Origin of the sequence: Microlunatus capsulatus (assembly GCF_017876495.1) — a bacterium.
GTDB classification, from domain to species: Bacteria; Actinomycetota; Actinomycetes; order Propionibacteriales; family Propionibacteriaceae; genus Microlunatus; species Microlunatus capsulatus.
In genome coordinates this window covers 763,654-790,222 of sequence record NZ_JAGIOB010000001.1, presented here as the reverse complement: position 1 = coordinate 790,222, position 26,569 = coordinate 763,654, and the positions used below count along the sequence as shown (strand labels likewise).

The window sequence follows — 26,569 nt, the reverse complement described above, 5'->3', positions numbered from 1 at the left end:
GCGGGTCTCCCGCTCGTCCTCACGGGGGTGGGGAGCAGCCGCCGCGCCGCCCGATCCGTGACCCGGTGAACAGCCATTGCATAAGATCAGGGCGCGCGGGGAAAGCACCGGCCGCGGCCGGTAAGACGGAGGGCAGGAAATCGTGTCGGAAACGGCCAGGAATACGGGCACGCGGAGCCGGGTGCTCGTGGTGGACGACGACGCGGCGCTCGCCGAGATGCTGTCCATCGTCCTGCGCAACGAGGGCTACGAGCCCATCTGGTGCGCCTACGGGGACAAGGCTCTCGCCATCTTCCGCGAGTCCCGGCCCGACCTCGTGCTGCTCGACCTCATGCTGCCGGGCCGCGACGGCGTCGACGTGTGCCGCGACATCCGCCAGGACTCCGGCGTCCCGATCATCATGCTGACGGCCAAGACCGACACCATCGACGTCGTCGAGGGCCTCGAGGCCGGGGCCGACGACTACGTGGCCAAGCCCTTCAAGGCCAAGGAGCTCGTCGCCCGGATCAAGACGCGGCTGCGCCGGGTGCCCACGCCCGAGGAGACCGAGACCGAGACGCTGCAGATCGGCGACCTCTCGATCAGCGTTGACGGCCACTCGGTCAAGCGTGACGGGACGCCGATCCAGCTGACGCCGCTGGAGTTCGACCTCCTGCTGGCGCTGGCCCGCCGGCCCTGGCAGGTCTTCAGCCGCGAGGTGCTGCTGGAGCAGGTCTGGGGCTACCGGCACGCCGCCGACACCCGCTTGGTCAACGTCCACGTGCAGCGGCTGCGCTCCAAGATCGAGCGCGACCCGGAGCACCCGGAGATCGTCGTCACCGTGCGCGGCATCGGCTACAAGGCCGGCGAGACCGTCCGGGCCTGAGATGACCCACGTCCCGAGGGCGGCCTGACGGCGTGAGCGCGCCGGGTCCGTCCGCCGTCCCCAGCCGTCAGCCCGCCGAGGCCTGGTGGAGGCTGCCGGCCGCCCTGTGGTGGCGTTCTCTGCCGTTCCGGGTGATCGCCTCGGTGCTGGTCGCCTCGCTCGTGGTGCTGGTGCTCAGCGGGTTCCTGCTCATGCAGCAGGCCACCTCCGGGGTGATGCGCAGCAAGCAGGAGGTGGCGGAGAACGAGGCTCGGCAGGCGGTGGACCGCGCGCAGCAGACGCTGAACAACGCCAACCTCAGCGGTGACGAGGCGGACGTCTACAAGCTGCTGTACGACCTGGCCGACGGCTTCGCCAACCGCACGGGCGGGACGAACCAGTACGAGGTGGTGATCCTCGGCCGAGGGCTCACCTTCTCGGCCGACACCGTCGCCCGGGAGAGCATCCCGGCCGCCCTGCAGCGCCAGGTGGAGCGGAGCAGCGACCTGCTGATCACCCCGACCGAGGTGGTCTACCTCGACGACGAGGCTCCCGAGCCCGGGCTCGCAGCCGGAGCGACGCTCACCCTGCCGGGCGCCGGTCGTTACCAGATGTACCTGGTCTTCCCGCTCACCCAGGAGGTGCAGACGCTCCAGGTGCTGCGGAACGCGGTCGTCACCACGGGGGCGATCCTCATCGTGCTGCTCACCCTCATCGCCGCGCTGGTCAGCCGGCAGGTGGTGACGCCGGTGCGGGCGGCCCGGCGGGCGGCGGAGAGCCTGGCGTCGGGCAACCTGCACGACCGGATGCAGGTCCGCGGCACCGACGACCTGGCCCGGCTGGCCGTCTCGATGAACTACATGGCCAGCGAGCTGCAGAAGCAGATCAACACCCTCGAGGAGCTGTCCGCTGTCCAGCAGCGCTTCGTCTCCGACGTCTCGCACGAGCTGCGCACCCCGCTGACCACCGTGCGGATGGCCGCCGAGGTGCTGCACGACGCACGCGAGGACTTCGACCCCATCGCCGCCCGCTCCACCGAGCTGCTGCAGAACGAGCTGGACCGCTTCGAGGCCCTGCTGACTGACCTGCTGGAGATCTCCCGCTTCGACGCCGGTGCCGCCGAGCTGGCGCTCAGCGCGGTCGACCTGCGCGACGTCGTCGCCCGGGTCGTCGAGGCGAACGCCCCGCTGGCCACCGCGAACCGGACGACGGTCGTGATCCTCGCGCCCGCGGAGGCCACTGCGGAGGTGGACGTCCGGCGGATCGAGCGCATCCTGCGGAACCTGCTCGTCAACGCCATCGAGCACGCGGAGACGCAGCCGATCGAGATCCTGGTCGCCAGCGACGACGACGCTGTCGCGGTGGCCGTCCGCGACCACGGCGTCGGGTTCGAGGCCAGCCAGGCCAAGCAGGTGTTCCACCGCTTCTGGCGCGCCGACCCGGCGCGGGCCCGCACCGTCGGCGGGACCGGGCTCGGGCTGTCGATCTCGATGGAGGACGCCAACCTGCACGGCGGCTGGCTGACGGCCTGGGGCCGGCCGGGCCAGGGCGCGCAGTTCCGGCTCACCCTGCCCCGGAAGGCCGGCACCATCCTGCAGAGCTCCCCGCTGCCCATGGTGCCCCGCGACTACCTCGGGCCCAGCGACCCGGCCCGCGCCGAGGCTGAGGCGGTGTCGGCTGACACCACCGGTGCCCTCGAGGTCGGGGACAGCAGCACCGTCGAGACCCTCGTGCTGGGCGGCCCGCTCGCCTCCACCGGCGCCGACCAGGGCCGGAGCGGTTCGTGAGCACCCGCCGCGGGCCGGCCGCGCTCCTCCTGGTCCTGCTGCTGGCCGCCCTGACCGGCTGCGTCAGCATCCCGACCTCGGGTCCGGTCGACAAGGTGGAGGGCCAGCAGCCCACCTGCCAGAGCTGCGTGAACGTCGAGGTCGCCCCGCCGTACCCCGGGGACACCGGCCGCGAGGTGGTCGAGGGGTTCCTCCGGGCCAACGCCAACTACCAGTCCGGCTATGCCGTCGCGCGGCAGTTCCTGACCCGCGACGCCGCCAGCACGTGGACCACCGACCAGGGCGTCGTCATCTACTCCGTGAAGCCGAACAAGCGCCCCGACGTCGAGGGCTCGGTCCGCCTGCAGGGGCAGCGCGTCGGCAGTCTCGACAAGAGGAACACCTTCAAGGCTGCCAAGCTCCCGCTGGACTACACCTTCGAGCTGGTGCGCGAGGGCGGTGAGTGGCGGATCTCGAACCCGCTGCCCGGTCTGCTCGTCCGGGACAGCTCCTTCGAGCGGCTCTACCGGAGCTACAACCTCTACTACCCGGGCGGGACCGGGGCCCTGGTGCCCGAGCCCATCTACCTCCCTGACCTGCGGGCGCCGGGCAACATCGCCTCGGCCCTCGTGCAGGCACTGCTGGCGGGTCCGTCCGACTGGCTCTCCCCGGCGGTCCAGACCGCCGTGCCCTCGGGCACCAAGCTGAGCGTCGACTCGGTGACCATCGTCAACGGGGTCGCGCAGGTGCCGCTGAGCGACGAGGTCCAGCGCACCACCGACCCGGAGCGGGCCAGCCTCGCCGCCCAGCTGGTCTACACGCTGCAGCAGGTGACCGGGGTCAAGAAGGTGCTCCTGCAGGTGGGAGGTCAGCCCTTCCGCGTCCCGCAGAGCGACTCCACCGACCTGGCCGTACCCCTGGAGAGCATCAGCAGCGAGCTCAACCCCGTGCCCTTCGTGCCGTCCGAGCAGCTCTACGCCGTGCGCGGCCCGAAGAGCGTCCTGCAGAAGGTCACCGTCAACACCGACGTGCCCGCGATGGACCCCTTCCCGGGTCCGCTGGGCGAGGGCCGTTACTCCATCTCCTCCTTGGCCGCCACCGTGACCAACACCGAGGTCGCCGTGGTCACCGACGAGGACACGGTGCTGCGCCGCACCGCGGTGACGGGCGGGAGGCTGACCACCGTCCTGGACGGGGTGACCAGCCTGCTCCGGCCGCAGTTCACGCGGGCCGGCGAGCTGTTCGCGGTGGGCGTGCAGAACGGTCAGCAGCGGATGTGGGTGACGAACCCGGACGGCGAGACCCGGGCGATCAGCGCCTCGGACGTCTTCTCCCACGGCCGCGTCGTGGCCTTCCGCATCTCCCCCGACGGGGCCCGGATGGCCCTCATCATGAAGTCCGCCGGCAAGACGCAGCTGGCGACGGCGCGCGTCGTCCGCTCGCCGAAGCTGGTGGTCGACGGCTGGCGGCTGCTCGAGACGGACTCCCCGCTGACCGACGCGGCGGTGATCGACGCCCGCGACCTGGCGTGGACGAGCGCGACCGAGCTCGTGGTGCTCGGCGCGGACCGGGCGGACGGCTCGTACGGCCAGACCGCGGTCAGCGTGGACGCCTCGACGGTGCAGACCCAGCTTAAGACCAGCGACTGGGAGGCGGTCGAGCTCGCGGTGCTGCTGCGGACCCAGACGGCGATCACGCTCGTCCTGGCCCGCGACGGGGCGGCGTACCGCGACGAGGGCAACCGGTGGCTGGAGATCCTCGACGACACCCAGGCGATCGCCTACCCGGGCTGACCGCCGTCCACAGATCGCCCGCCGGTCCACCCGGCCACCCGCCCGGCGCCGGAGACTGGTCCGGTGGGCACGAACGCGTGGCGGGCCGGTCGGTCGGCCGCCGGTGACCTGCTGCTGGGTGCGGTCTGCCCGGGCTGCCGTGAGCCGGGCTGGGGTCTGTGCCCGGGTTGCCGGGCTGCGCTCACCGTTTCCCGACCGGCGCTCGCGCCGACCGGCACCGGGCCGGTGACGGTGGCCTGCTGCCCCTACGACGCGCTGCTCAGCCACCTCGTCACCGCGCACAAGGACCACGGGGCGCTCGGCCTGGCGCCGGTGCTGGCCGGGCGGCTCGCCGTCGCCGTGCACGTGCTGCTCCGCGGCTGCGCCTGGACGGGTCCGGTCGTGCTGGTGCCGGTGCCCTCCGCGGCCGCCGCTGTTCGACGCCGCGGTTACGACGCCACCGCCACGCTCGCCCGGGGCGCCGCCCGCCGGCTGCGGCCGGCGCACCGGGTGGTCGTCCGGCGGCTGCTCGCCCAGCGGCGCGGCGTGCAGGACCAGGCCGGGCTCGGGGCGGCCGCCCGCAGCGCCAACCTCGACGGCGCGCTCCGGCTGCGGCACGGCCCTCGGAGGGCGCTGCCGCCCGGTGCCGTCGTCGTGCTCGTCGACGACGTGGTGACCACCGGGGCGACGCTGGCCGAGGCCGCCCGGGCGGTCGAGGCGGCGGGCCTGGTGCTCCTCGGCGCGGCCACCGTGGCGGCCGCGGCCGACCCGCGCGGCCCGGCGCGCCGACGTCCGGACGGGTCCGCCGGCGGCGTCGGCGGCTCGGTGCGGCCGGCTCCCTGATAAGTCCGTGAAGGTCCGACCCCCGCCCTTCCGGCCGCCGGGAGGCAGGACTAACGTCACGTCATGGCGCCACCGCGAGCACCCTCGGACCCGGGAACACCGGGTCCGGGCGCGGCCGGCGCCGTTGTCGTCTCCGCTCCGCCCGACCGCTGCCGATCGGGGCGGCAGCCGGTCGGAGGTCCCGGGCCTGGTGCACCGGCCCGGTCCCTGAGTTCCGCGGGGCGGGCCCACCACCACCGATGGAGGATCTGATGGATGTTGTCGTCAAAGGCCGGCACTGCACGGTGTCCGACCAGTTCCGGACGTACGTCGACGAGAAGATCAACCGCCTCGAGAAGCTCGACGACCGGGTCATCCGGGTCGAGGTCGAGGTGTCGGCGGAGCGGAACAAGCGACAGCACGACCAGGCCGCCCGCGTCGAGATCACCCTGCGCACCAAGGGTCCCGTCGTCCGGGCCGAGGCCGCGGCCGAGGAGAAGGGGGCGGCCTTCGACGTCGCCCTGGACCGGCTGATGGCCCAGCTGCGCCGGGCTGCGGACCGCAAGCGCGTCCACCACGGCCAGCGGGCGCCGCAGTCGCTCAAGAGCGGCGTGGACGTCGGCGAGCCGCAGGCGGTCGACGCGGACGCCGAGACCAACGGCAGCCACACCGTCGCCGGCATGGAGGTGCAGGGGGACGGACCCCTGGTGGTCCGCGAGAAGAGCCACGCGGCCGTCCCGATGACGCTGGACCAGGCGCTGATGGAGATGGAGCTCGTGGGCCACGACTTCTTCCTCTACATCGACTCCGAGCACCAGACGCCGAGCGTCGTCTACCGGCGGCGCGCCTACGACTACGGCGTCATCCGGCTCACCGCCGCCGAGGAGCTGGCGGACGCCCGCAGCTGATCCCGACCTGACCGCCAGGGCCCGTCGAGCACCGCTCGGCGGGTCCTGGCGCGTCCGGGGACCGGCTCAGGCCTCCGCGGGCAGCTGCAGCTTGGCGTACAGGTCCTCGAGCATCAGCCGCACGTCGAGGTCGGTGAACACCCGCAGCGGCCGACCGTCGGGGCGCTCGACGTACTGCCCCCGCCCGTCGATCCGCGGGGTCGGCCGGGTGGCGCTCCGGCTGGACGACGGGTCGGGCTGGAAGGCCGACTGCAGCGCCGTCAGCAGGACCAGCGGGCTGTCGCCGAGGGCGTAGGTCTCCCCGAGCAGCACCCCGCGGGAGGCCGCCTGCTCCCCGACGCCGAGCACGGCCGCGGCCAGGTGGGCGCCGAGCGCCCCGTGCGGCGCGACCCGGGTGAGCAGCTCGGCGGCCGAGGCCAGCGTCTGCCGGTAGCGGTCCCGGGGCACCTGCCAGACCGGGACCGCCGACGCGCCGAAGACCACCTGCGCCGCCCGCAGGTCGATGGCCAGGTTGTACTCGACCTCCGACGCCCCGGGCGGCGCCTCGGCCAGATCCGGGTGCTCGGGACCGCCGATCCAGACCAGCGTCGCCCGCTCCAGGGCCGCCGGGTCCGTCAGCCAGGCCGACGCGACCTCGGTGAGCCCGGCCCCGCAGGCCAGGTAGAGCGGCAGGTCGGTGTCCGTGCGCCGCGCCTCGGCCAGCAGCAGCTCGACCCCCGCCGACGGCCGCGGCGTCCGCTCGTCGACCAGTGCCCGGTTGCTGCCGGCCACCACGGGCACGTCCTCCCGCCCGGCCAGCGCCAGCACCTCCCGGGCCGCCGCGGCCGCGTGGTCGGCCGTCGCGTCGGAGGGGTCGAACGGGTCGCCCGGGCTGAGGTGCGACCCGATCACCCCGCGCAGGTCCACCGACGGCGACAGCGCGTGGTGCGCCAGCTGCACCAGCCCGTCCGGGTCGCCGGAGAAGTCGTTGTCGACCACGACGCGCATCCGCGGGACGACCGGGAGCTGGAGAGGAGGGGGCACCACCTCAGCATCCCGCGCGACGCGCCCTGCGGGGAACGGGAGCCGGGGACGGGGGAGCCGGTGGGAGGGGGCGCTCCATCTCGAGGGGCACCCGGACCGCGCGCCGCCGTGATGAGGAGGAGCGGGCAGACACGCTTCTCCGTCTGCCCGCGACGACGAACACGGCGGGCTAGAGCGCGGTCCGCAGCCCGAGCGGAGCGAGGGCCATCAGAACGGACCGCGCGCCGCCGCGTTGAGGAGGAGCCCGCGAACACGTTCTTTCGTTCGCGGGCGACGACGAAAGCGGCGGGCCAGCGCGCGGTCCGCGTCCGAGCGGAGCGAGGGCAGACAAACCTGTCAGTCCCTCCCGCTACCGTCGCGTCATGGCCGTCCGCGAGACCCTCACCGCCGCCGAGGCCCGCCGTGTCGCCGTGGCGGCGCAGGGGCTGGCGGTCCCGCGCCCGGAGCGGCCGGTGGGGGTGCGCGACGTCCAGGCCGTCACCACCCGGCTGGGCCAGTTCCAGATCGACTCCGTCAACGTCGTCACCCGGGCGCACTTCGTGCCGCTGTACTCCCGGCTGGGCGGCTACGACACGACGCTGCTGGAACGGGCGGCGCACCGCGCCCCGCGCCGGCTCTACGAGTACTGGGGGCACGCGGCGAGCCTGCTCGACGTGAACCTCCAGCCGCTGCTCCGGTTCCGGGCGCAGGCGGCCTACCGCGACGTCTGGTCGAACGTGGAGCGCGCGGCGCGGGAGCAGCCCGGCCTCGTCGAGCACGTCCGGCAGCAGGTCGCCGACCGGGGGCCGGTCAGCGCGCGCCAGCTGGAGGTGGCCGAGGAGCGGGACCGCAGCCAGTGGGGGTGGAACTGGTCCTCGGTGAAGACGGTGCTGGAGTGGTTGTTCTACTGCGGCGAGGTCACCTCGGCGTGGCGCAACAGCCAGTTCGAGCGGGTCTACGACCTGCCCGAGCGGGTGCTGCCAGCTGCCGTGCTGGCCCGGCCGACGCCCACGCCCGAGGAGTCGGTGCGCGGCCTGGTCGCCCGGGCGGCGCAGGCCCTCGGCGTGGCCAGCGAGCTGAGCCTGCGCGACTACTTCCGCACCCGGCCGGAGATGACGCGGCAAGCGGTGGCCGAGCTGGTCGAGGAGGGCCGGCTGCTGCCGGTGACGGTGCGCGGCGGGACCGGTCGTCCGCTGTACCTGTGGCACGAGGCTCGGGTGCCCCGCCGGGTCCGGGCCCGGGCGCTGCTCAGCCCGTTCGACTCGATGGTCTTCGAGCGGGCCCGGCTGGAGGAGCTGTTCGGCTTCCGCTACCGCATCGAGATCTACGTGCCGCAGGCGAAGCGGGTGCACGGCTACTACGTCTACCCGTTCCTCCTCGACGACGCCTTCGTCGCCCGGGTGGACCTCAAGGCCGACCGGGCCGCCGGGGTGCTCCGCGTCCACGGGGCCTGGGCCGAGCCGGGGCAGGGCACGCCGGAGGTGGCCGAGGAGCTGGCCGCCGAGCTGGTGGCGCTGGCCGGCTGGCTCGGTCTGGGCGGCGTCGCCGCGCCTGCGGTCGGGGACCTCGCGGACCTGCTGGGTCCGGCCCTGCGGCAGGCGGGCTGAGCACGGCGCGGCGGCCGCGGCGCTCGCGGTCGGGGTGGCCGCCGTGGCTCTGGCCTACGATGGGTCGGTGCGTCTGCTCCCCAGGGGTCCTGCCCCGGAGCGGTCGAGGGGGAGACCGCGGGCGAGCGGGTCCGGGAACGACCGGACGGCGCTGAGCGTGCATGTGGGTGACGACGAGGTGAGGGAGCCAGTTCCGTGGCTTTGATGGACAGGATGCTGCGCTTCGGCGAGGGCAAGACCCTCAAGAGGCTGAAGGGCATTGCCGAGCAGGTCAACGCGATCGAGGACGACTTCGTCGCGATGAGCGACGACGAGCTCCGCGGTCAGACCGCGGAGTTCAAGGAGCGGCTGGAGAAGGGCGAGACGCTCGAGCAGCTGATGCCCGAGGCCTTCGCGACCGTGCGGGAGGCCGGCAAGCGGGTGCTGGGCAAGCGGCACTTCGACGTGCAGCTGATGGGTGGCGCGGCGCTGCACCTCGGCAACATCGCCGAGATGAAGACCGGTGAGGGCAAGACGCTGGTGGCGACGCTGCCGTCCTACCTCAACGCGCTGACCGGCCGCGGCGTGCACGTCATCACCGTGAACGACTACCTGGCCAAGTTCCAGTCGGAGCAGATGGGCCGCATCCACCACTTCCTGGGTCTGGAGGTCGGCGCGATCCTGTCGCAGATGACCCCGGCCGAGCGGCGGGTGGCCTACGCGGCCGACATCACCTACGGCACGAACAACGAGTTCGGCTTCGACTACCTGCGCGACAACATGGCGCTGACCCTGGACGACTGCGTCCAGCGCGAGCACCACTTCGCGATCGTCGACGAGGTCGACTCGATCCTCATCGACGAGGCCCGGACGCCGCTGATCATCTCCGGCCCGGCCGAGGACTCGCACCGCTGGTACCCGGAGTTCGCCAAGCTCGTCGGCCGCCTGCGCCGCGACGAGCACTACGAGGTGGACGAGAAGAAGCGCACCGTCGCGATCAACGAGAACGGCATCGACGTCGTCGAGGACCGGCTGGGCATCGACAACCTCTACGAGTCGGCCAACACCCCGCTGATCTCCTACCTGAACAACGCGATCAAGGCCAAGGAGCTCTTCAAGAACGACCGCGACTACGTCGTCGTGGACGGCGAGGTGCTGATCGTCGACGAGCACACCGGGCGCAGCCTCGTCGGCCGGCGGTACAACGAGGGACTGCACCAGGCGATCGAGGCCAAGGAGCGGGTGCAGATCCGCGACGAGTACCAGACGCTCGCCACCATCACCCTGCAGAACTACTTCCGCATGTACGAGAAGCTCTCGGGCATGACCGGCACGGCGATGACCGAGGCCAGTGAGTTCCAGAAGATCTACGGCCTCGGCGTGGTGCCGATCCCCACCAACCGGGACATGGTCCGCATCGACCAGCGCGACCTGATCTACCGCACCGAGGAGGCCAAGTTCGACGCGGTCGTCGCCGACGTGGCCGAGCGGCACGAGCAGGGCCAGCCGGTCCTCATCGGCACCGCCTCGGTGGCGAAGTCGGAGATCCTCTCCACGCTGCTGAAGAAGGCCGGCGTCCCGCACGAGGTGCTGAACGCGAAGCAGCACGAGCGCGAGGCGGCGATCATCGCGATGGCGGGCCGCAAGGGCGCCGTCACCGTGGCGACCAACATGGCGGGTCGCGGTACCGACATCATCCTGGGCGGCAACCCCGAGTTCCAGGCCGACCACCAGCTGCGGTCGCAGGGCGTCGACCCGGTCGAGCACGCCGAGGAGTACGAGGCGCGCTACCCCGAGGTGCTGGCCGAGTTCGAGCAGTCGAGCGCGGACGAGCACGAGGAGGTCGTGGCCGCCGGCGGCCTGTACGTCGTCGGCTCCGAGCGGCACGAGTCGCGCCGCATCGACAACCAGCTGCGCGGCCGCTCCGGCCGTCAGGGCGACCCGGGCGAGAGCCGCTTCTACCTCTCCCTCGGCGACGACCTGATGCGGCTGTTCAAGTCCGACATCGTCGAGTGGGTGCTGCAGGCGCTCAAGATGCCCGACGACCAGCCGATCGAGAACAAGCGCGTCTCGGCCTCCATCGCCAGCGCGCAGGGCCAGGTCGAGTCGCAGAACTTCGAGATCCGCAAGAACATCCTCAAGTACGACGACGTGATGAACCGCCAGCGGCACGCCGTCTACGGCGACCGCCGCAAGGTGCTCGAGGGCGCCGACGTCGAGGGCCGGCTTCGCGCCACCGTCGACACCGTCGTGGAGCAGTACGTCAACGCCGCCACCGAGGGCTTCGCCGAGGACTGGGACCTCGAGCAGCTCTGGACCAACATGAGCACGCTCTACCCGGTCACCCTGTCGCGGGAGGAGTACGAGGAGCGCGACGACCTCGACCGCGCCACCCTGGCGGAGGACTTCAAGGCCGACGCCCAGGCCGCGTACGACCGGCGCGAGGAGACCCTCGGCGCCGACGTCATGCGCGAGCTGGAGCGCCGCGTGCTGCTCACCGTGCTGGACCGCAAGTGGCGCGAGCACCTCTACGAGATGGACTACCTGCGCGAGGGCATCGGGCTGCGGGCCATGGCCCAGCGCGACCCGCTCGTGGAGTACCAGCGCGAGGGCGGTGACATGTTCAACACGATGATGGCCGCCTTCATGGAGGAGGTCGTCGGCTTCGTGTTCCACCTCGAGGTGGAGGTCGAGCAGGCTCCCGCCGTCGGTGTCGTCACCGGTGGCGACGGCCGCGCGGTCCAGGTCGGCGCCCGCGGGAACGGGTCCGGCAACGGCGCGTCGCGCAACGGCGCGGCCGAGGACTACGACGAGCACGGGCCGCTCGTCGAGTCGGGCCCCGACCCGGACGACTTCGGCGTGGCGGTGCACGCCGTCGACGGCGAGGAGGTGCCGGAGGAGGCCGAGGAGCTCGTGGCCGTGGAGTCCGAGCCCGTGTCCCGGCCGCAGGTCCGGGCGAAGGGCCTGGACGGCGGCGCCCGCCGGCTCAGCTACTCCGCCCCGGACGAGGACGGCTCGGTCAAGACCGTGGACCAGACGGCCGCGGCGACCGACGAGTACGCCGGCGTCGGCCGCAACGCCCCGTGCCCCTGCGGCTCGGGCAAGAAGTTCAAGCTCTGCCACGGCCGCTCGGCCTGATCCTCACCCGCTGAGCCGGCCGACACCTCGCCGCCGGTCCTGACGTCGCCACCCGCGCGCCAGGGCCGGCGGCGTCGTCGTCCCCAGGGTCGGCGGCTCCGTCAGGCCGGGGGCAGCCGGACGCCGAAGCCGGCCACCGCGAGCCGGGGGAGCACCAGGCCCGGGGTGAGGACGTCGACCACCTTCGCCGACGCCAGCACCTCCAGCTCGGCCAGCCGGCGCCGGTAGGTCTCGGGGCCCGAGGAACGGGCGGCCTGCAGCGCGAGGACGTTGTCCCACACCTTGCGGCGCGACTCGGCCAGGAAGCTCCGCGACGCCCACCGGTTGGCAGGGGTCAGCACCCGGTCGACGACCCGCCGGGCGCCGCCCAGGGCCGCGTCCTCCGCCGCCACCCGTGCGGCCAGCACGTCGTCGACCCGGTCGTGGTCGCGCACCCGGGCCGCCAGCACCTCGGCGTCGGCGAAGTCCTCGTCGGAGATGACGTCCAGCATCGCCTGCGGCAGGTCGTAGTTGATGTGCGTGCTGATCCCCACCAGCAGGTGGCCCAGCGGGTGCACCTCCGGGGCGACGGCGAACGCCAGCCGCCACGGTCGGGGCACGACGCCGCCGGCCAGGTGGGCGTCGACGGCGTCGGTGCAGTAGCGGGCCGAAGACGTCGGTCCAGTGCAGCACCCAGTCCGGGTCCTCGAACAGCCCGCGGCCGACGGCGGCCCCGACCGCCGCCGTCGTGCGCCGGTACGTGCCGAGGAAGGTCGCGAGGTGCGCCTGGTCGGCGGGCAGCCGGGCGAGCCGGGCGTCGAGCGCGGCCAGCAGGTCCTCGGTGGTGGCGGTGCTCACCGCGCCAGTCTTCCCCCGGGCCCAAGCCCGCGGACGGCAGCGGACCCGGGCCGTCGTCCACAGATGTGCTCCGCACCCGGTCCGGACGCCCGCCTGGGCGTCAGGCTGGACCCCTCGTCGTCCCGACCAGCCGAGGAGCTCTCGTGCCGCTCACCCTGACCCGCCCCCTCGTCACCGCCGTCCCGGAGAGCCGGCCCGCGCCCCGGCCCTGGCCGGCGCCCCTGCTGGGGGCTCCGCACGCCCAGCCGGCGCTGGACCTCCGCCCGCTCGTCGCGGTGGTCGTCGGCGGTCCGGAGCCCCCGGCGCTCCCGTCCGGCCTGCCCGACCCGCACGCCTGGAGCGCGGCGCTCGCCGTCACCGTGCTGGAGGTGCTGGCGGGCCGGCGGTCCGTGGCCCAGCTCAGCCGGTGGCTGGAGGCCGACGTGCTGGCCGTCCTGACCGGCCGGGCCCCGCGCCGGCGGGCCGGTCAGACCGCCCCCACCCCGGCGCTCCGCTCGGTGCGCGTGCAGCAGCCGGCGCCGGGGGTGGCCGAGGTGACGGTGCACGGCCGCCTGGACGACCGCCCGGTGCCGGTCGCCCTGCGGCTGGAGTCCCGGCAGGGCCGCTGGCTGGGGACGGCGCTGGAGCTGGCCCCACTCCGCTGAGGGCCGTCCGCCGGTGTCCGCGGGCGGGGGTGGGGGCGAGCGGGCGGCGCCCGGACCGCGATGATGAGGCCGTCGGCGCAACGGCTCCGTCGACCACGGGACACGAGGGGGCGGCATGACGACGCGGGAGATCTTGACCTACGAGCTGTTCGGCCAGGGCATCCGGGAGCTCGCCCAGCAGGTCGCCGACAGCGACTTCGAGCCCGACATCCTGCTGGGCATCGCCCGCGGGGGCCTGGTGCCGGCCGGCGCGCTGGCCTACGCCCTCGACTGCAAGAACCTCTTCACCATCAGCGTGGAGTTCTACACCGGCGTCGACGCCCGGCTGGACGTCCCGGTGATGCTGCCGCCGTTCCTCGACGCCCGCGACCTCGACCAGGCCAAGGTGCTCGTCGTCGACGACGTGGCCGACACCGGCAAGACCCTCGAGCTGGTCAACGACTTCTGCGGCGGGCACGTCGCCGAGGCGCGGACGGCGGTCCTCTACGAGAAGCCGCACTCGATCATCAAGGCCGACTTCGCGTGGCGGCGCACCGACCGGTGGATCAACTTCCCCTGGTCGACCGAGGAGCCGGTGGTCCGGCGCAGCGGCGTCCGCGACGCCTGACCCGTCCCCGCCGACCGGGCGCGGGGGCGCGGGGCGCGCTCAGACGACGAGCGAGCTCTGGATCGAGTAGTGCGCGGCGTGGTAGACGTGCCGCCCGAACTCGACGAACTGGCCGACGTCGTCGTAGGCCAGCCGGTCCACCGTGAGGCAGGCCGCCGGCGTCTCGACGTCCAGCAGCTCGGCCTCCTCCTCGGTCATCAGCCGGGCTGAGATGCGCTGGTGGGCGATCTTGAGGTTGATGCCGAGCCCGCGCAGGCAGGCGTAGAGGCCGCGGCGCTGCAGCTCGGCCTCGTCGATCTGCAGGTGCGCCGGCAGGTAGTTGGTGAGGATGGCCAGCGGGACGTCGTCGGCCAGCCGCAGGCGGCGGATCTTGGTGAACGGCCGGTCGGTGACCTCCACGGCGTCGATGGCGGCGTGCACGTCGGCGTCCAGCTCCCCGACGCTGAGCTCGAGCAGCCGGGTGCCGGGCCGACGACCCGCCTGGGCCAGGTCCTCGTTGAGGCTGCTGAGCCGCTCGTCACGGCGGAACTGGGAGCGGACGACCTGGGTGCCGACGCCGCGCTTGCGGACCAGCAGGCCCTTCTTCACGAGCTCCTGGATCGCCTGCCGCGCCGTCGGCCGGGACAGCCCCAGCCGGTGCGTCAGCGACAGCTCGTTCTCCAACCGGTCGCCCGGGGCGAGCAGGCCCGTGCTGATCGCGTGCTCGATGGCCTGGGACAGCTGGTGGTAGAGCGGCACCGGGGAGTTGCGGTCCAGCGTGATGTCGAGCTCGCGCATGACGGGGGCCTCGCTCATCCCCGCAGCATAGGTCCCGGCCCGGGGCTGGTCCGGTTGTCCGCACATGCCTCCCGGCGACGGGCTCAGGGCGAGAAGAGCAGCAGCAGGCCGGCGCAGGTGTAGCCCACCATCATCACGAGCATCGGCCACTGGCCGCGCAGCGCCGCCCGCTCGGGCAGCAGGGCCACCGCCTTCTCGTGCGCGCAGACGATGCCGACGACGTGGCCGAGGACGATCGCTCCGGCCTGGACGACGGCGATGGCCGTCGGGTGGGCGAAGATCGCGTTGTTCACGCCCATCCCGGCCGAGCCGAAGACGTCCCAGCCGCGGCCCAGCGGGTCGGACCACAGGATCGCCGTCCGCTGGCCCTCGCTGACCAGCAGCGTCAGGTAGTGGGCGACGGCGTAGCCGATGACGATGGGCACCACGGAGCCGGCCATCAGCCGGGGGTACTCGCGGGCGGGCCGGTCGCCGTAGCGGCCCATCCAGGCGGCCGCGAGGGCGAAGGTGACGAGCACGACGAGGATCATCACGGCGAGCCCCCCGGTCGCCCAGACCACCGTCACGACGTCGGAGCTCTGCACCGTCGAGATCCACCAGGACGTGTTGGCGAAGCTGTCGAAGGCCGTGCTGCCCAGCAGGGCGGCGACCACCCCCACCGCACCGGGCGGCGGCCGCCACGCCGTCAGCCCGGCGAGCGGGTTGACCAGCCGCAGCGTGTCGCCGACCCGCCGCCACGGCGAGAGCTGAGCGACGCTGCGGGCGTAGGCCTCGAAGGGGTCGGCGGCGCCGATCCACCGGGCGCCGAACAGGATCGCGCCGAGGACCAGCAGGACGAACCAGGCCAGCGCCCAGACCCGCAGGACGGCCAGCGTGGTGCGGTCGGGCTGCACCAGCTCCAGCCAGGTGAAGGCGAAGAGCCCGAGCGCCGCGGGCCACACCCCCAGCCGCCGGGGCAGCGGGAGCAGGCCGACCTCGGGGTCGACCCGGGCGAGCGCGCACAGCAGCCGGTGCACGGTCCGCAGCGGGTTGGTCGCCCGCCAGAACTGGCCCAGCAGCAGCGAGACAGGGATCAGGCCCACCCACACCCAGACGTAGACGAACCCGAACACGGGGTTGGTCAGCAGGTCCTGCCCGGCCATCAGGGCCAGCGCGGCCCAGGCGTACGCCGCCAGCACGACGACCTGGGCCACCACCCGGGTGACCGGGGCGTCGACGACGCGGGTCAGCCGGGGCAGCTCGACGCCGCCCACCCGGGTGAACCGGGGGCGCCGCCAGGCCAGCAGGAGCACCACGAACGAGACGGCCAGGGCCAGCGCCGCCCCCGTCACCACGTAGGAGAACGGCAGCGGCAGGTCGTGCCGGGACGCGATGCCGTGGAGGGGGATGAGCACGGCGCGGCTCAGCGCGCGTTGAGGACGACGATGACCTTCTCGAGGTGGTGCGACTCGACCTCGAAGCTGCCGGCGCTGCCCAGGGTGAAGCTGCCGGTGGCCGGCTGCCCGGCCTCCACCTCGAGCTCGTAGCCGTCGCCGCCGGTGTGCGCGTGGATCTCGTCGTCCTCGTCGGAGGTGACGTTGAGGACGACCTCCTGGCCCACCGCGACGTCCAGCTTCTGACCGTTCGGCGTCACGTCGCCGCCGGCGATGGTGATGTCGACCGTCAGCGCGTCCGCGGCCGGCGCGGCCGGGGTCGACGCCGCGCTGCTGGCGCCGCCCGCCGGGGCCGAGGTCGCCGGGCCGGCCGGCTCCGCGCTGCTGGTGCAGGCGCTCAGGCCCAGGCCGAGCAGGGCCGCGGCCAGCAGGGCCGCCGCCCGGTGGGAGGGCCGTCGGGCCGAGGTCGGGGCGCCGGGACGGCGGTTCGGCTGGGTGCTGCTCACGTGCTGCTCTCGCTCTCGGGTGGGGGAGTCGTCCCTCCCACCGTACGTGCGGGAGCCGGCGCGGCCGTCCCTCGCGGGCCGTCGGCGGGCCGCGCCACGCTACGGTGAGCACCGGATCCGCCGAGGAGCCCGACGGAGGAGAGGGGCGACGCGTGCCGCAGCGCCTGACACCGCTCGAGGTCTCGGTGCTGGCCCTGGACACCGCGCGGACGCCGGGGCACGTCGGCGGTGTCGACGTCCTGGAACCCGGGTCGGCCGGGTTCGACCACGAGCGGCTGCTCGCCCTCGTCGGCCAGCGGATCGCCCTCGCCCCCCGCTACCGGCAGCGCGTCCGGTCGGTGCCCGCCCGGCTGGCCGGCCCCGTCTGGGTCGACGACGAGGACTTCGACCTCGCCTTCCACGTCCGCCGCGCCGCCCTGCCGCGGCCGGGCACCGAGGAGCAGCTGCGCGAGCTCGCCGGCCGGGTGCTGGCCCGACGGCTCGACCGCTCCCGCCCGCTGTGGGAGCTCTACCTGGTGGAGGGCCTGGCGGACGGCCGGGTGGCCCTGGTGACCAAGACCTCGCTGGCCCTGGTCGACGGCGTCGACACCGTCGCCCTCGACCAGCTGCTCTTCGACCCGGTGGCCGGCGCCGGCGGGACGGACGACCGGCTGCCGGCGCTGCGCTCCGGCGCCGGCGGGAGCAGTTGGCACCCCGAGCCCGCGCCGACGCCGGCCGAGCTGGCCGTCGGGGCGATCTGGGAGAACGTCACCGATCCCGTGCAGGCGGTCGACAACCTCCGCGGGGCGCTCGCCGACGCCCTCGGGGTGGCGCTGGCCGTCGGCGAGACCGTCGGCGGCGTCCCGGGGCTGGTGGGCGGCATCGCCGGCGACGCGCTGCGGGGGCGGCGGCCCGACCCGTCCGGACTCCTCGCGGGCGAGGTGTCGGAGCAGCGCCGGGTGGCCACCGTCGCGCTGCCGCTCGCCGACCTGCGCGCGGTCCGCGACGAGCACGGGCACACCGTCAACGACGTCGTCCTGGCCGTGCTCACCGGCGCGCTGCGGGCCTGGCTGCTGACCCGTGGGGAGTCGCTGAGCGGCAGCAGCGGGCTGACGGCGCTGGTGCCGATGAGCGTCACCGACGACGGCGGCGAGCCGAGCGCCCTCGGCAGCGGCGTCGCCCCGCACCGCCAGCGGCTGCCGATCGGCGAGGCCAACCCGCTGGTCCGGCTGCACCAGGTCGCCTACGGCACCCGTGCCCACAAGGACACGGGCCGCTCCGTGGCCGCCCGCTCGCTCGCCGACCTGGCGGGCTTCGCCCCCAGCACGCTGCACGCGCTGGGGGTCCGGGCGTCGCTGACCGCCGGTCGCCGGCCCAGCGACCTGCTGGTCACCAACGGGCCCGGGCCGCAGCACGCGCTGGCCGCAGACGGGGCGCGGCTGGTCGCCAGCTACCCGCTGCTGCCGCTGGCGGCGGGCCACCTGCTGAGCATCGGCGTCACCTCCTACGACGGCGAGGTGTTCGTCGGCCTGCTCGCCGACCGGGACGCCGTCCGCGACCTCGACGTGCTCGCCGGCTGCGTCGCCGACAGCCTCGACGAGCTGCTGGACACCACCGCCGGCCGGGGCTCGGTGGTGCGGCAGCCGACCCGCAAGGCTTCCGCGGCCGCGCAGCGGGCCGCCGCGCGCAAGGCCGCCCAGCGCCAGGAGGCCTCCCGCCGGGTCGCCGGCCAGCGCCGGGCCGCCGTCCGGCTGCTGGCCGCCCGCGCCGCCGAGCTGGGTGCCGCCGGGCGCGCCGAGCGGCCCGCCGGCGGCCCCGGACCCCGTCCACCCCGGCCCCGCCCGACAGCCCCGCCGCCCGTGCTCCCCGACGACCCGGAGGTCACCCCGTGATGGTCTACGTCCCGCTCCCGCACACCCGCGCGGCGGCCCTGCGCGACGGCGACACGCCGTCGGCCCTGGCCGGGCACGCCGCCACCGCGTCGCTGCGCCGGGCCCTGGACCTGACGCCCGACGACGAGGAGGGCGACTACGCCGCCCTGAACGCCGCCGGCGTGGCCGCGCTCGACGGCCTGGTGGGGGAGCGGCGGCTCGTCCTCGCCGCCGAGGTGGCCGACGCGCAGGTGGCCGACCACCGCGGGCCGTCCGGCGAGGTCGAGGTGACGGGCCTGACCTGGGCCCAGGTCCGGTCCCTGTTCGCCGACGAGGAGGTCGCCGGTCCGGCCGTCCGCGCCGCCGCCGGGGCCGCCTCCGGCGTCGCCCTGGAGCAGGCCTATGACCTGCCCGCCGTCGCCGCGCTCGCCGACGCGCACGACCTGCTGTGGTTCGCCCCGGAAGAGCTGGACGCTCTCGGCTGAGCCCTCCGGCTGAGTCCTCCGGCGGCCCCGGAGCGGCCCGGGCGCCGTCCCGCCGCAACTCCCCTGGCCAGGGGCGGTTCCCCCGGCGGCGGGATCGGGCAGACTGAGCCCATGCCACGTTCCATCTGGAAGGGAGCCATCTCCTTCGGGCTCGTCACCATCCCGGTGAAGCTGTACTCCGCCACGGAGGAGAAGGACATCAGCTTCCGGCAGGTGCACGCCGAGGACGGCGGACGGATCAAGTACAAGCGCGTCTGCGAGCTGGACGGCGAGGAGGTGCCCTACGGCGACATCGCCAAGGGGTACGAGATGGCCGACGGCCGGATGGTCGTCCTGGACAAGGACGACATGGACCAGCTGCCGCTGGCCACCACCAAGTCGGTGGAGGTCGTGCAGTTCGTCGACGAGGACGAGGTCGACCCGGCCTACTTCAACAAGAGCTACTTCCTGCAGGCCGACGGCCCCGGCGTCAAGCCGTACGTGCTGCTGCGCGACGCGCTGAGCAAGAGCCAGCAGTGCGCGGTGGTCAAGGTCGCGCTGCGCTCGCGGGAGGCCCTGGCGCTGATCCGGCCCAAGGACGGCGTCCTCGTCATGCACACGATGCTCTGGCCCGACGAGCTGCGCGACGGCTCCTTCGCCGCGCCGCCGGACAGCGTCACCGTCTCCGACGCCGAGGTGACGATGGCCCAGTCCTTCATCGACGCCCTCTCCGGCGACTTCGCCCCCGAGGACTTCACCGACTCCTACCGCGAGGCCGTCGAGGCCCTGGTGCAGAGCAAGGCCGAGGGCGTCGCCCCGCCCGAGGAGACCGAGGCGCCCAAGGAGGCCGAGGTCGTCGACCTGGTCGCCGCCCTGCGCGCGTCGGTCGACGCGGCCAAGAAGCGTCGCGAGGCCGCCGCCCAGGCCAAGACCGGCTGACGCCTGAGCGGCGAGTGCTGAGAACCCGTCGTCCCGGGAGCCCCGGACGTGCGGTTCCTCAGCACTCGCGCGCTCACCGCGGCTAGAGCCAGCGCTTGCGCTTGAAGACGAGGTAGAGGGTCAGGCCCATGGCCAGCATGGCCAGCAGCGCCAGCGGGTAGCCGTAGCGCCAGTGCAGCTCGGGCATGTGGTCGAAGTTCATCCCGTAGATGCCGCCGACCAGGGTGGGGGCGAAGAGGATCGCCGCCCAGCCGGAGATGCGCTTGACCTCCTCGTTCTGGTTGAGGCTGGTCTGGGTGAGGGCCCGCATCTCCTCGTTCTGCTGCTGGCCGACCAGCGTGCTGTGCACGGTCAGCGCGTTCTGCAGCAGCGTGCGGAAGCCGTCGGCGCGCTCGGCGATCCGGATGACGTGGTCGGCGACGTCGCGCAGCAGGCGCTGCAGCTCGACGTCGACCTCGCGGTGGGCGAAGCCGCCCTTGAGCGAGGTCAGCATCTCCAGCAGCGGCCGGGTGGCGCGCTGGAAGGCGATGACCTCCCGGCTCAGCTCGTAGATGCGGCGCGACACCGACGGGTCGTTGTTGAAGAGCTGGTCCTCGATCTCGTCGACGTCGTTCTCCAGGCCGGCGACGACGGGGGCGTACTCGTCGACGACCTGGTCGAGGATCGCGTAGAGCACGGCCTCGGGCCCCAGCGCCAGCAGCTCCGGGCTGGCCTCCAGCCGGTGCCGCACCGTGGCGAGGTCGGGGGACTCGGCGTGTCGGATGGTGACGACGAAGTCGGCCCCGAGGAAGACGTGCAGCTCGCCGAACTCCACCTTCTCGACGGCGTCGAGGTAGCGGGCGGGCCGGAGCACGGCGAACAGCAGGTCCCCGTAGCGCTCCAGCTTCGGGCGCTGGTGCGCGGCGATGGCGTCCTCGACGGCCAGCGGGTGCACGTCGAACTCGGCGGCGACGGAGCGGATGTCCTCGGCCGAAGGCCGGTAGAGCCCGATCCAGGCCATCCCCTGCCGCTCCCGCATCAGCGCGAAGGTCGACTCCAGGTCGACGGGGGTGTCGGTGCGCCGGCCCCCGACGTAGACGGCGTTGTCCACCACCCCGTGCAGGGGGCCGTCGGCCTGGACCGCGCTCACGCCAGCGGTCCCGTCATCGGGCCAGCCAGCGGCTGCCGACCTCCTGCTGCTTGCCGAAACCGGCCAGCACGGCGGGCGCGGACGACTGCTCCAGCTTCTTGCCCAGCAGCGGGATGGAGACCTTGAGGTCCCCGGTCAGCTGGACGACGGTGCCGGCGCCGCTGGGGGCCAGCGACAGCCGGCCCTTCATGCTCACGGGCTGGCCCTTGACCGTCATCTCGAGGTCCCCGGTGCGGGCGCCGTCGGGTCCGGCCGCGCCCCAGACCGTCTGCTCGCTCACCGTCAGCGTGCCGCCCACGAAGCGGGCCACCGCGTCCGGCGCCGGGAAGGAGCGGGTGGTGCGGGTGGTGGAGCCCTCGACGTCGACGTCGTAGCTGGTCGACTCCGTGGCCCGGCACACCTCGTCGAGGTACTGGGCGTCGGTCAGCATGGCGTAGACCTCGGGCGGGGCGGCCGCGAACTCGAGGCGCGTGGTGATGTCCATGCGCCCCATGATGGCAGCGACCCCCGCGCTGCCCCGCTGCGCCGCCCGCCGACCCGCGCCGAGGGGCCCCGCGCGCACCGCGCGGTACTAGGGTCGGCAGGGCCGGCGCACAGCGGCGTGCGCCGCCCGACGAGGATGGTGGACGTGACGGTGGCGGACGTGGAGCTCGAGCAGGACAAGAACGACAAGATCGCCTCGGTGGCCTCCCGCGGGGCGGCCCTGGCCGCCGAGCTGGGGCAGGACCCGGAGCAGGTCGAGGTGTTCCTGCACCACTACTTCCGGCACGTGGATGCCGTCGACGTCGACTCCCGCAGCGTCGAGGACCTGCTGGGGCTGGTCGCCAGCCACTACCGGGCGGCCCTGCAGCGCCGCCCCGGCGAGCCGGTCGTCACCATCCGCACCCCCCGGCAGGGCGACGACGGCTGGACCGCGGGCGGCGCCACCGTCGTCCAGGTCGTCACCGACGACCAGCCCTTCCTCGTCGACTCCCTGACCATGGAGGTGCTCCGGCAGGGCTGGAGCGTCCGCGAGGTGTTCCACCCCCAGTACCTGGTCCGCCGCGACGCCGACGGGGGGCTGGTCGCCGTCGAGCGGGGCGAGGCCGCCGCCCAGCCCGGCGTGCTGGCCGAGTCCTGGATGCACCTGGAGATCCTGCCGCCCGCCCGGCCCGAGGACCCCGATGGCCTCGTCCCGGCCCTCGACCGCGGCCTGCGGGAGGTGCTCGCGCTGGTCCGGGCCGCCGTCGAGGACTGGCGGCCGATGATCGAGCGCTCCGCCGAGACCGCCGAGCTGCTCGGCGACCCGGCGCTGACCGGCGGCCGCACCGAGGAGGCGGCGCTGGCCCAGGAGCTGATCGGCTGGCTCAACGCCAACCACTTCACCTTCCTCGGCTACCGCGAGCACGTGGCCGTGGGCGAGGGCGACGACCTGCGCTACGCCGTCGTGCCCGGCACCGGGCTGGGGATCCTGCGCGGGGACGAGGACGCGCCCGACACCTTCCACGCGCTCCCGCAGCCCGGCACCCACCACCTGCTGATGATCATCACCAAGGACAACGCGCGCTCCCGGGTGCACCGGCCGGCCTACCTGGACTACCTGGGCCTGCGGACCTTCGACGCCCAGGGCCGGGTGGTCGGCGAGCGCCGGTTCCTCGGGCTGTTCGCCTCCAGCGCCTACTCCGAGAGCATCGCGCGGGTGCCGGTGCTGCGGCAGAAGACCGAGGCCGTCCTCCGGCTGACCGGCTACGACGAGCAGAGCCACGGCGGGAAGGCCGTCGTCGACGTGCTGGAGACCTACCCCCGCGACGAGCTGTTCCAGACCCCGCTGGACGAGCTGGCCAGCACGGTGGAGAAGATCGCGCACCTCAAGGAGCGCCGCCAGGTCCGGATGTTCGTCCGGCCCGACCCCTACGGCCGCTACCTCTCCTGCCTCGTCTTCCTGCCCCGCGACCGCTACACCACCGCGGTCCGCCGGCGGATGGAGGACCTGCTGCTGGCCCGGCTCGGCGGCGGCACCGTCGACTACACCGCGCGCGTCACCGAGTCGGTGCTGGCCCGGCTGCACTTCGTGCTGCGGATGCCGGTCGGCCAGCCGCTCGGCGCGATCGACGTCCGGGGCCTGGAGAAGGAGCTGACGCTGGCCACCCGCTCCTGGGACGACGCCTTCGCCGACCTCGTCGGGGCCTCGGAGCAGGCGGAGCGGCTGAGCCTGCTGGCCAGCGCGCTGCCGGAGTCCTACAAGGAGGACTACGCCCCCGGGCAGGCCCTCGACGACCTCACCGCGCTGGGCGCCCTCGGCGAGCGCGACGGCATGTCCATGGCGGTGCACCGGCCGGTCCGCACCGACGACGAGGCCGACCTGCGGCTCAAGATCTTCCGCCGCGACGCCTCCATGTCGCTGTCGAAGATCCTGCCGCACCTCACCCGGCTGGGCGTCGACGTCATCGACGAGCGGCCCTACGAGCTGAGCCTGCGCGGGGACCGGGCCTTCGTCTACGACTTCGGCCTCAGCGTGCCGGGCGGCCGCGACGCCGTCCGCCGGGACTGGACGCTGGAGGCCCGCGAGCGCTTCACCGACGCCTTCGCCGCCTCCTACGCCGGGCGGAGCGAGTCCGACGGCTTCAACGCCCTCGTCCTCGGCGCGGGGCTGGACTGGCGGCAGGTGAGCATCCTGCGCGCGGTCGGGCGCTACCTGCAGCAGGCCGGCAGCCCCTACAGCCAGGCCTACCTGGCGCAGGCGCTGTCGGCCAACACCGACCTGGCCCGCCGGCTGGTGGCGCTGTTCGAGGCCCGCTTCGACCCGCGGCTGGAGCTCTCCGACGAGCGCCGCGCCGCCCGCGTCGAGGCCGTCACGGCCGAGGTCACCGCGGCCCTGGACGACGTGGCCAGCCTCGACCACGACCGGATCGTCCGCTCCTACCTCGCCGTCCTCGCCGCGGCGCTGCGGACCAACCACTACGTCCCCGGCCGGCAGGCGCTGGCGGTCAAGCTGGCCCCGCGGCAGATCCCCGACCTGCCCGAGCCCCGCCCGCAGTTCGAGATCTTCGTCTACTCCCCCCGGGTCGAGGGCGTTCACCTGCGCTTCGGCGCCGTCGCCCGCGGCGGGCTGCGCTGGTCCGACCGCGCCGAGGACTTCCGCACCGAGGTGCTCGGCCTGGTCAAGGCGCAGATGGTCAAGAACACCGTGATCGTCCCCGTCGGGGCGAAGGGCGGCTTCTACCCCAAGCAGCTGCCCGACCCGGGCAGCGACCGCGACGCCTGGCTGGCCGAGGGGATCGCCTGCTACCAGCTGTTCATCACCAGCCTGCTGGACCTCACCGACAACCTCGTCGACGGCGCCGTCGTGCACCCGGAGCACGTGGTCCGCTACGACGGCGACGACCCCTACCTCGTCGTAGCCGCCGACAAGGGCACGGCGACGTTCTCCGACATCGCCAACGCCATCTCGGTCGAGTCGGGCTTCTGGCTGGGTGACGCCTTCGCCTCCGGCGGCTCGGCCGGCTATGACCACAAGGCGATGGGCATCACCGCGCGGGGCGCCTGGGAGTCGGTCACTCGGCACTTCCGCGAGCTGGGCCTCGACCCGGCCGTCGACGACTTCACCTGCGTCGGCATCGGCGACATGAGCGGCGACGTCTTCGGCAACGGCATGCTGCTGAGCCGGCACACCCGGCTGGTCGCCGCCTTCGACCACCGGCACGTCTTCCTCGACCCGCAGCCGGACCCCGAGCGCGGCTTCGCCGAGCGGGAGCGGCTGTTCGCCCTGCCGCGCTCCAGCTGGGCCGACTACGACGCAGGCCTGCTCAGCGAGGGCGGCGGGATCTACCCGCGGACGCTGAAGTCGATCCCGGTCAGCCCCCAGGTCCGGGAGGTGCTGGGGCTGGCCGACGACGTCACCGCGCTGCCCCCGCAGGAGCTGATCAGCGCCTGCCTCAAGGCGCCGGTCGACCTGCTCTGGAACGGCGGCATCGGCACCTACGTGAAGTCGGCGCAGGAGACCCACGCCCAGGTGGGGGACAAGGCCAACGACGGCCTGCGCGTCGACGGCGGGGAGCTGCGGGCCCGCTGCGTCGGCGAGGGCGGCAACCTGGGGCTCACCCAGCGCGGCCGGATCGAGTACGCCGCGGCGGGCGGCCGGATCAACACCGACTTCATCGACAACTCCGCCGGCGTCGACACCTCCGACCACGAGGTCAACATCAAGGTCCTGCTGGCCGCCGACGTCGCCGCCGGTCGGCTGAGCCTGCCCGACCGGGACGCGCTGCTGGCGTCCATGACCGACGAGGTCGCCCGGCTGGTGCTGGCCCACAACCGCACCCAGAACCTCGCGCTGGCCAACAGCGTGCAGCAGGCCCACTCGATGGCCGGCGTGCACGAGGACTGGATCGAGCGGCTGGAGGACCAGGGGCTGCTGGACCGCGCGCTGGAGGCGCTGCCCGGGGAGGAGGAGCTGGAGCAGCGGCGGCAGAACAAGGCCGGGCTGACCGCGCCGGAGCTCGCGACCCTGCTGGCCTACACCAAGATCGTGCTGGAGAGCGAGGTCGAGCGCTCCGACCTGCCCGACGACCCCTACCTCGCCCGCGACCTCGTCGGCTACTTCCCCCGCCCCCTGCGCGAGAGGTACGCCGAGCAGATGCGGAGCCACCGGCTGCACCGCGAGATCATCACCACCGTCGCGGTCAACCGCTTCGTCGACACCGCCGGCATCACCTGCTTCCACCGGCTGTCCGGGGAGAACGGCGCGACGGCGGCGGAGGTGATCCTGGCCCACGCCGCGGCCCGGGCGGTCTTCGGCGCCGCCGAGCTGGACGAGGCCGTCGCCGGCCTGGACCACCAGGTCGACGCCGCGGTCCAGACGACGCTGCGGCTGGAGGTCCGGACCCTCGTCGAGCGGGCCACCCGCTGGCTGCTCAACCGGCGCCGCCGCGTCGACGTCCAGGCGGCCGTCGACGAGCTGGCGGCCGGGGTCACCGAGGTCCGCGCCGTCCTCCCGCAGGTGCTGGCGGGCCGGGAGCGGGAGGCCTTCGAGAAGCGGCTGCGGCGCTACCGCGACGCCGGCGTGCCCGAGGAGCTGGCGCTGCGGATCGCGGTGCTGCCCCCGGCCTACGCCGCGCTGTCGGTGGTGCAGACGACCGCGCGCACCGGGCAGGACCTGCTGGAGGTGGCCGCGGTGCACTTCACCCTCGGCCAGCGGCTCGGCCTCGACCGGCTGCTGGGCCGGGTGCTGGAGCTGCCCCGCGCCGACCGCTGGCAGACGATGGCCCGCGCCGCCCTGCGCGACGACCTGCACGCCGTGCACGCCGGGCTGACCGCCGAGGCGCTCGGCCACGCCGGGCCGCGCGGCGAGGGCCCGGCCCGCGACCCGGAGCAGGTCGTCCGGGACTGGGAGCGCTCGGTGCCCGGGGTCGCCACCTCGGTCACCACGCTGCGGCAGATCTGCAGCGGGCGGGCCGACCTGGCCCGGGTCTCCGTCGGGCTGAGGGTGGCGCGGGCTCTCTTGCCGGCTGTGTGACGGTCCTCGCTGCTGTGTTGTTGGTCCTCGCTCCGCTCGGACGCGGACCGCGCTCGGGTCCGCCGTGTTCGTCGTCGCGCGCCTTGTCTGTCCTCGCTCCGCTCGGACGCG

General features: G+C 73.9%; 19 protein-coding genes and 2 pseudogenes. 13 read left to right on the top strand and 8 right to left on the bottom strand.

Features of this window, described 5'->3' with window-relative positions:
* Nucleotides 1–142: 142 nt before the first annotated feature.
* The 5 genes from mtrA (at nucleotide 143) to hpf (ending at nucleotide 6,112) form a co-directional block, all read left to right on the top strand.
* Complete coding sequence (gene mtrA, locus JOF54_RS03600) at nucleotides 143–865, top strand: MtrAB system response regulator MtrA (protein WP_307803805.1); 723 nt, start codon at nucleotides 143–145, stop codon at nucleotides 863–865.
* Nucleotides 866–897: 32 nt separating this feature from the next.
* Nucleotides 898–2,631 carry an MtrAB system histidine kinase MtrB gene (mtrB, locus tag JOF54_RS03595; RefSeq protein ID WP_210053064.1) on the top strand — a complete coding sequence of 578 codons (1,734 nt, stop codon included), beginning with the start codon at nucleotides 898–900 and terminating at the stop codon, nucleotides 2,629–2,631.
* A complete protein-coding gene (locus tag JOF54_RS03590; protein WP_210053062.1) occupies nucleotides 2,628–4,403 on the top strand; it encodes an LpqB family beta-propeller domain-containing protein in 1,776 nt (591 codons plus the stop codon). The genes mtrB and JOF54_RS03590 overlap by 4 nt, the downstream gene beginning before the upstream one ends.
* Nucleotides 4,404–4,466: 63 nt before the next feature.
* Nucleotides 4,467–5,225: a ComF family protein gene (locus tag JOF54_RS21740; RefSeq protein WP_210053060.1), complete on the top strand. Its 759-nt coding sequence runs from the start codon at nucleotides 4,467–4,469 to the stop codon at nucleotides 5,223–5,225.
* Between the two features lie 251 nt (nucleotides 5,226–5,476).
* Nucleotides 5,477–6,112: a ribosome hibernation-promoting factor, HPF/YfiA family gene (hpf, locus tag JOF54_RS03580; RefSeq protein ID WP_210053057.1), complete on the top strand. Its 636-nt coding sequence runs from the start codon at nucleotides 5,477–5,479 to the stop codon at nucleotides 6,110–6,112.
* A 66-nt stretch (nucleotides 6,113–6,178) separates the two neighbouring features.
* Here hpf and JOF54_RS03575 read toward each other — a convergent pair whose 3' ends face one another.
* On the bottom strand, nucleotides 6,179–7,135 hold the full coding sequence (locus tag JOF54_RS03575; RefSeq protein ID WP_210053055.1) for a nucleoside hydrolase: 957 nt from the start codon (nucleotides 7,133–7,135) through the stop codon (nucleotides 6,179–6,181).
* A gap of 362 nt (nucleotides 7,136–7,497) precedes the next feature.
* On the opposite strand from JOF54_RS03575, the gene JOF54_RS03570 reads away from it, so the two are divergent.
* Together JOF54_RS03570 and secA are read left to right on the top strand one after the other, a co-directional pair.
* On the top strand, nucleotides 7,498–8,721 hold the full coding sequence (locus tag JOF54_RS03570) for a winged helix-turn-helix domain-containing protein (protein WP_210053053.1): 1,224 nt from the start codon (nucleotides 7,498–7,500) through the stop codon (nucleotides 8,719–8,721).
* Nucleotides 8,722–8,916: 195 nt separating this feature from the next.
* A complete protein-coding gene (gene secA, locus JOF54_RS03565) occupies nucleotides 8,917–11,838 on the top strand; it encodes a preprotein translocase subunit SecA (protein ID WP_210053050.1) in 2,922 nt (973 codons plus the stop codon).
* A gap of 101 nt (nucleotides 11,839–11,939) precedes the next feature.
* Here the strand turns inward: secA and JOF54_RS03560 are convergent.
* Nucleotides 11,940–12,473: pseudogene (locus JOF54_RS03560) on the bottom strand (DUF5995 family protein); the annotation flags it as partial.
* A gap of 25 nt (nucleotides 12,474–12,498) precedes the next feature.
* A pseudogene (locus JOF54_RS22120) lies at nucleotides 12,499–12,675 on the bottom strand (DUF5995 family protein); the annotation flags it as partial.
* A gap of 143 nt (nucleotides 12,676–12,818) precedes the next feature.
* On the opposite strand from JOF54_RS22120, the gene JOF54_RS03555 reads away from it, so the two are divergent.
* Together JOF54_RS03555 and JOF54_RS03550 are read left to right on the top strand one after the other, a co-directional pair.
* Entirely contained in the window at nucleotides 12,819–13,319 is a 501-nt protein-coding gene (locus JOF54_RS03555; protein ID WP_210053046.1) for an Rv3235 family protein, read from the top strand.
* Nucleotides 13,320–13,434: 115 nt separating this feature from the next.
* Nucleotides 13,435–13,926: a phosphoribosyltransferase gene (locus tag JOF54_RS03550; protein WP_210053044.1), complete on the top strand. Its 492-nt coding sequence runs from the start codon at nucleotides 13,435–13,437 to the stop codon at nucleotides 13,924–13,926.
* A 39-nt stretch (nucleotides 13,927–13,965) separates the two neighbouring features.
* On the opposite strand, the gene JOF54_RS03545 is transcribed toward JOF54_RS03550, so the two are convergent.
* The 3 genes from JOF54_RS03545 to JOF54_RS03535 form a co-directional block, all read right to left on the bottom strand.
* Nucleotides 13,966–14,721: a GntR family transcriptional regulator gene (locus tag JOF54_RS03545; protein WP_210053042.1), complete on the bottom strand. Its 756-nt coding sequence runs from the start codon at nucleotides 14,719–14,721 to the stop codon at nucleotides 13,966–13,968.
* A gap of 65 nt (nucleotides 14,722–14,786) precedes the next feature.
* Nucleotides 14,787–16,097, bottom strand: coding sequence for a hypothetical protein (locus JOF54_RS03540; RefSeq protein ID WP_307803802.1), 1,311 nt, complete (start codon nucleotides 16,095–16,097; stop codon nucleotides 14,787–14,789).
* A gap of 8 nt (nucleotides 16,098–16,105) precedes the next feature.
* Nucleotides 16,106–16,582, bottom strand: a complete 477-nt coding sequence (locus JOF54_RS03535; RefSeq protein WP_210059761.1) for a hypothetical protein — start codon at nucleotides 16,580–16,582, stop codon at nucleotides 16,106–16,108.
* A 152-nt stretch (nucleotides 16,583–16,734) separates the two neighbouring features.
* Between JOF54_RS03535 and JOF54_RS03530 the strand changes: the two genes are divergently transcribed.
* The 3 genes from JOF54_RS03530 (at nucleotide 16,735) to ku (ending at nucleotide 19,835) form a co-directional block, all read left to right on the top strand.
* Nucleotides 16,735–18,453 carry a wax ester/triacylglycerol synthase family O-acyltransferase gene (locus JOF54_RS03530; protein ID WP_210053040.1) on the top strand — a complete coding sequence of 573 codons (1,719 nt, stop codon included), beginning with the start codon at nucleotides 16,735–16,737 and terminating at the stop codon, nucleotides 18,451–18,453.
* On the top strand, nucleotides 18,453–18,917 hold the full coding sequence (locus tag JOF54_RS03525) for a DUF6912 family protein (RefSeq protein WP_372443506.1): 465 nt from the start codon (nucleotides 18,453–18,455) through the stop codon (nucleotides 18,915–18,917). Before JOF54_RS03530 ends, JOF54_RS03525 begins: the two co-directional genes overlap by 1 nt.
* Nucleotides 18,918–19,028: 111 nt before the next feature.
* On the top strand, nucleotides 19,029–19,835 hold the full coding sequence (gene ku / locus JOF54_RS03520; RefSeq protein WP_210053036.1) for a non-homologous end joining protein Ku: 807 nt from the start codon (nucleotides 19,029–19,031) through the stop codon (nucleotides 19,833–19,835).
* 82 nt (nucleotides 19,836–19,917) lie between these two features.
* On the opposite strand, the gene JOF54_RS03515 is transcribed toward ku, so the two are convergent.
* Both JOF54_RS03515 and JOF54_RS03510 read right to left on the bottom strand, forming a co-directional pair.
* Entirely contained in the window at nucleotides 19,918–20,964 is a 1,047-nt protein-coding gene (locus tag JOF54_RS03515) for a magnesium and cobalt transport protein CorA (protein WP_307803800.1), read from the bottom strand.
* 13 nt (nucleotides 20,965–20,977) lie between these two features.
* On the bottom strand, nucleotides 20,978–21,448 hold the full coding sequence (locus JOF54_RS03510; RefSeq protein WP_210053034.1) for a DUF2505 domain-containing protein: 471 nt from the start codon (nucleotides 21,446–21,448) through the stop codon (nucleotides 20,978–20,980).
* 135 nt (nucleotides 21,449–21,583) lie between these two features.
* Here JOF54_RS03510 and JOF54_RS03505 point away from each other — a divergent pair, with 135 nt between their 5' ends.
* The gene (locus JOF54_RS03505; RefSeq protein WP_281073312.1) at nucleotides 21,584–26,458 is read left to right on the top strand and encodes an NAD-glutamate dehydrogenase; all 4,875 of its coding nucleotides are present in this window, start codon (nucleotides 21,584–21,586) and stop codon (nucleotides 26,456–26,458) included.
* Nucleotides 26,459–26,569: the final 111 nt, after the last annotated feature.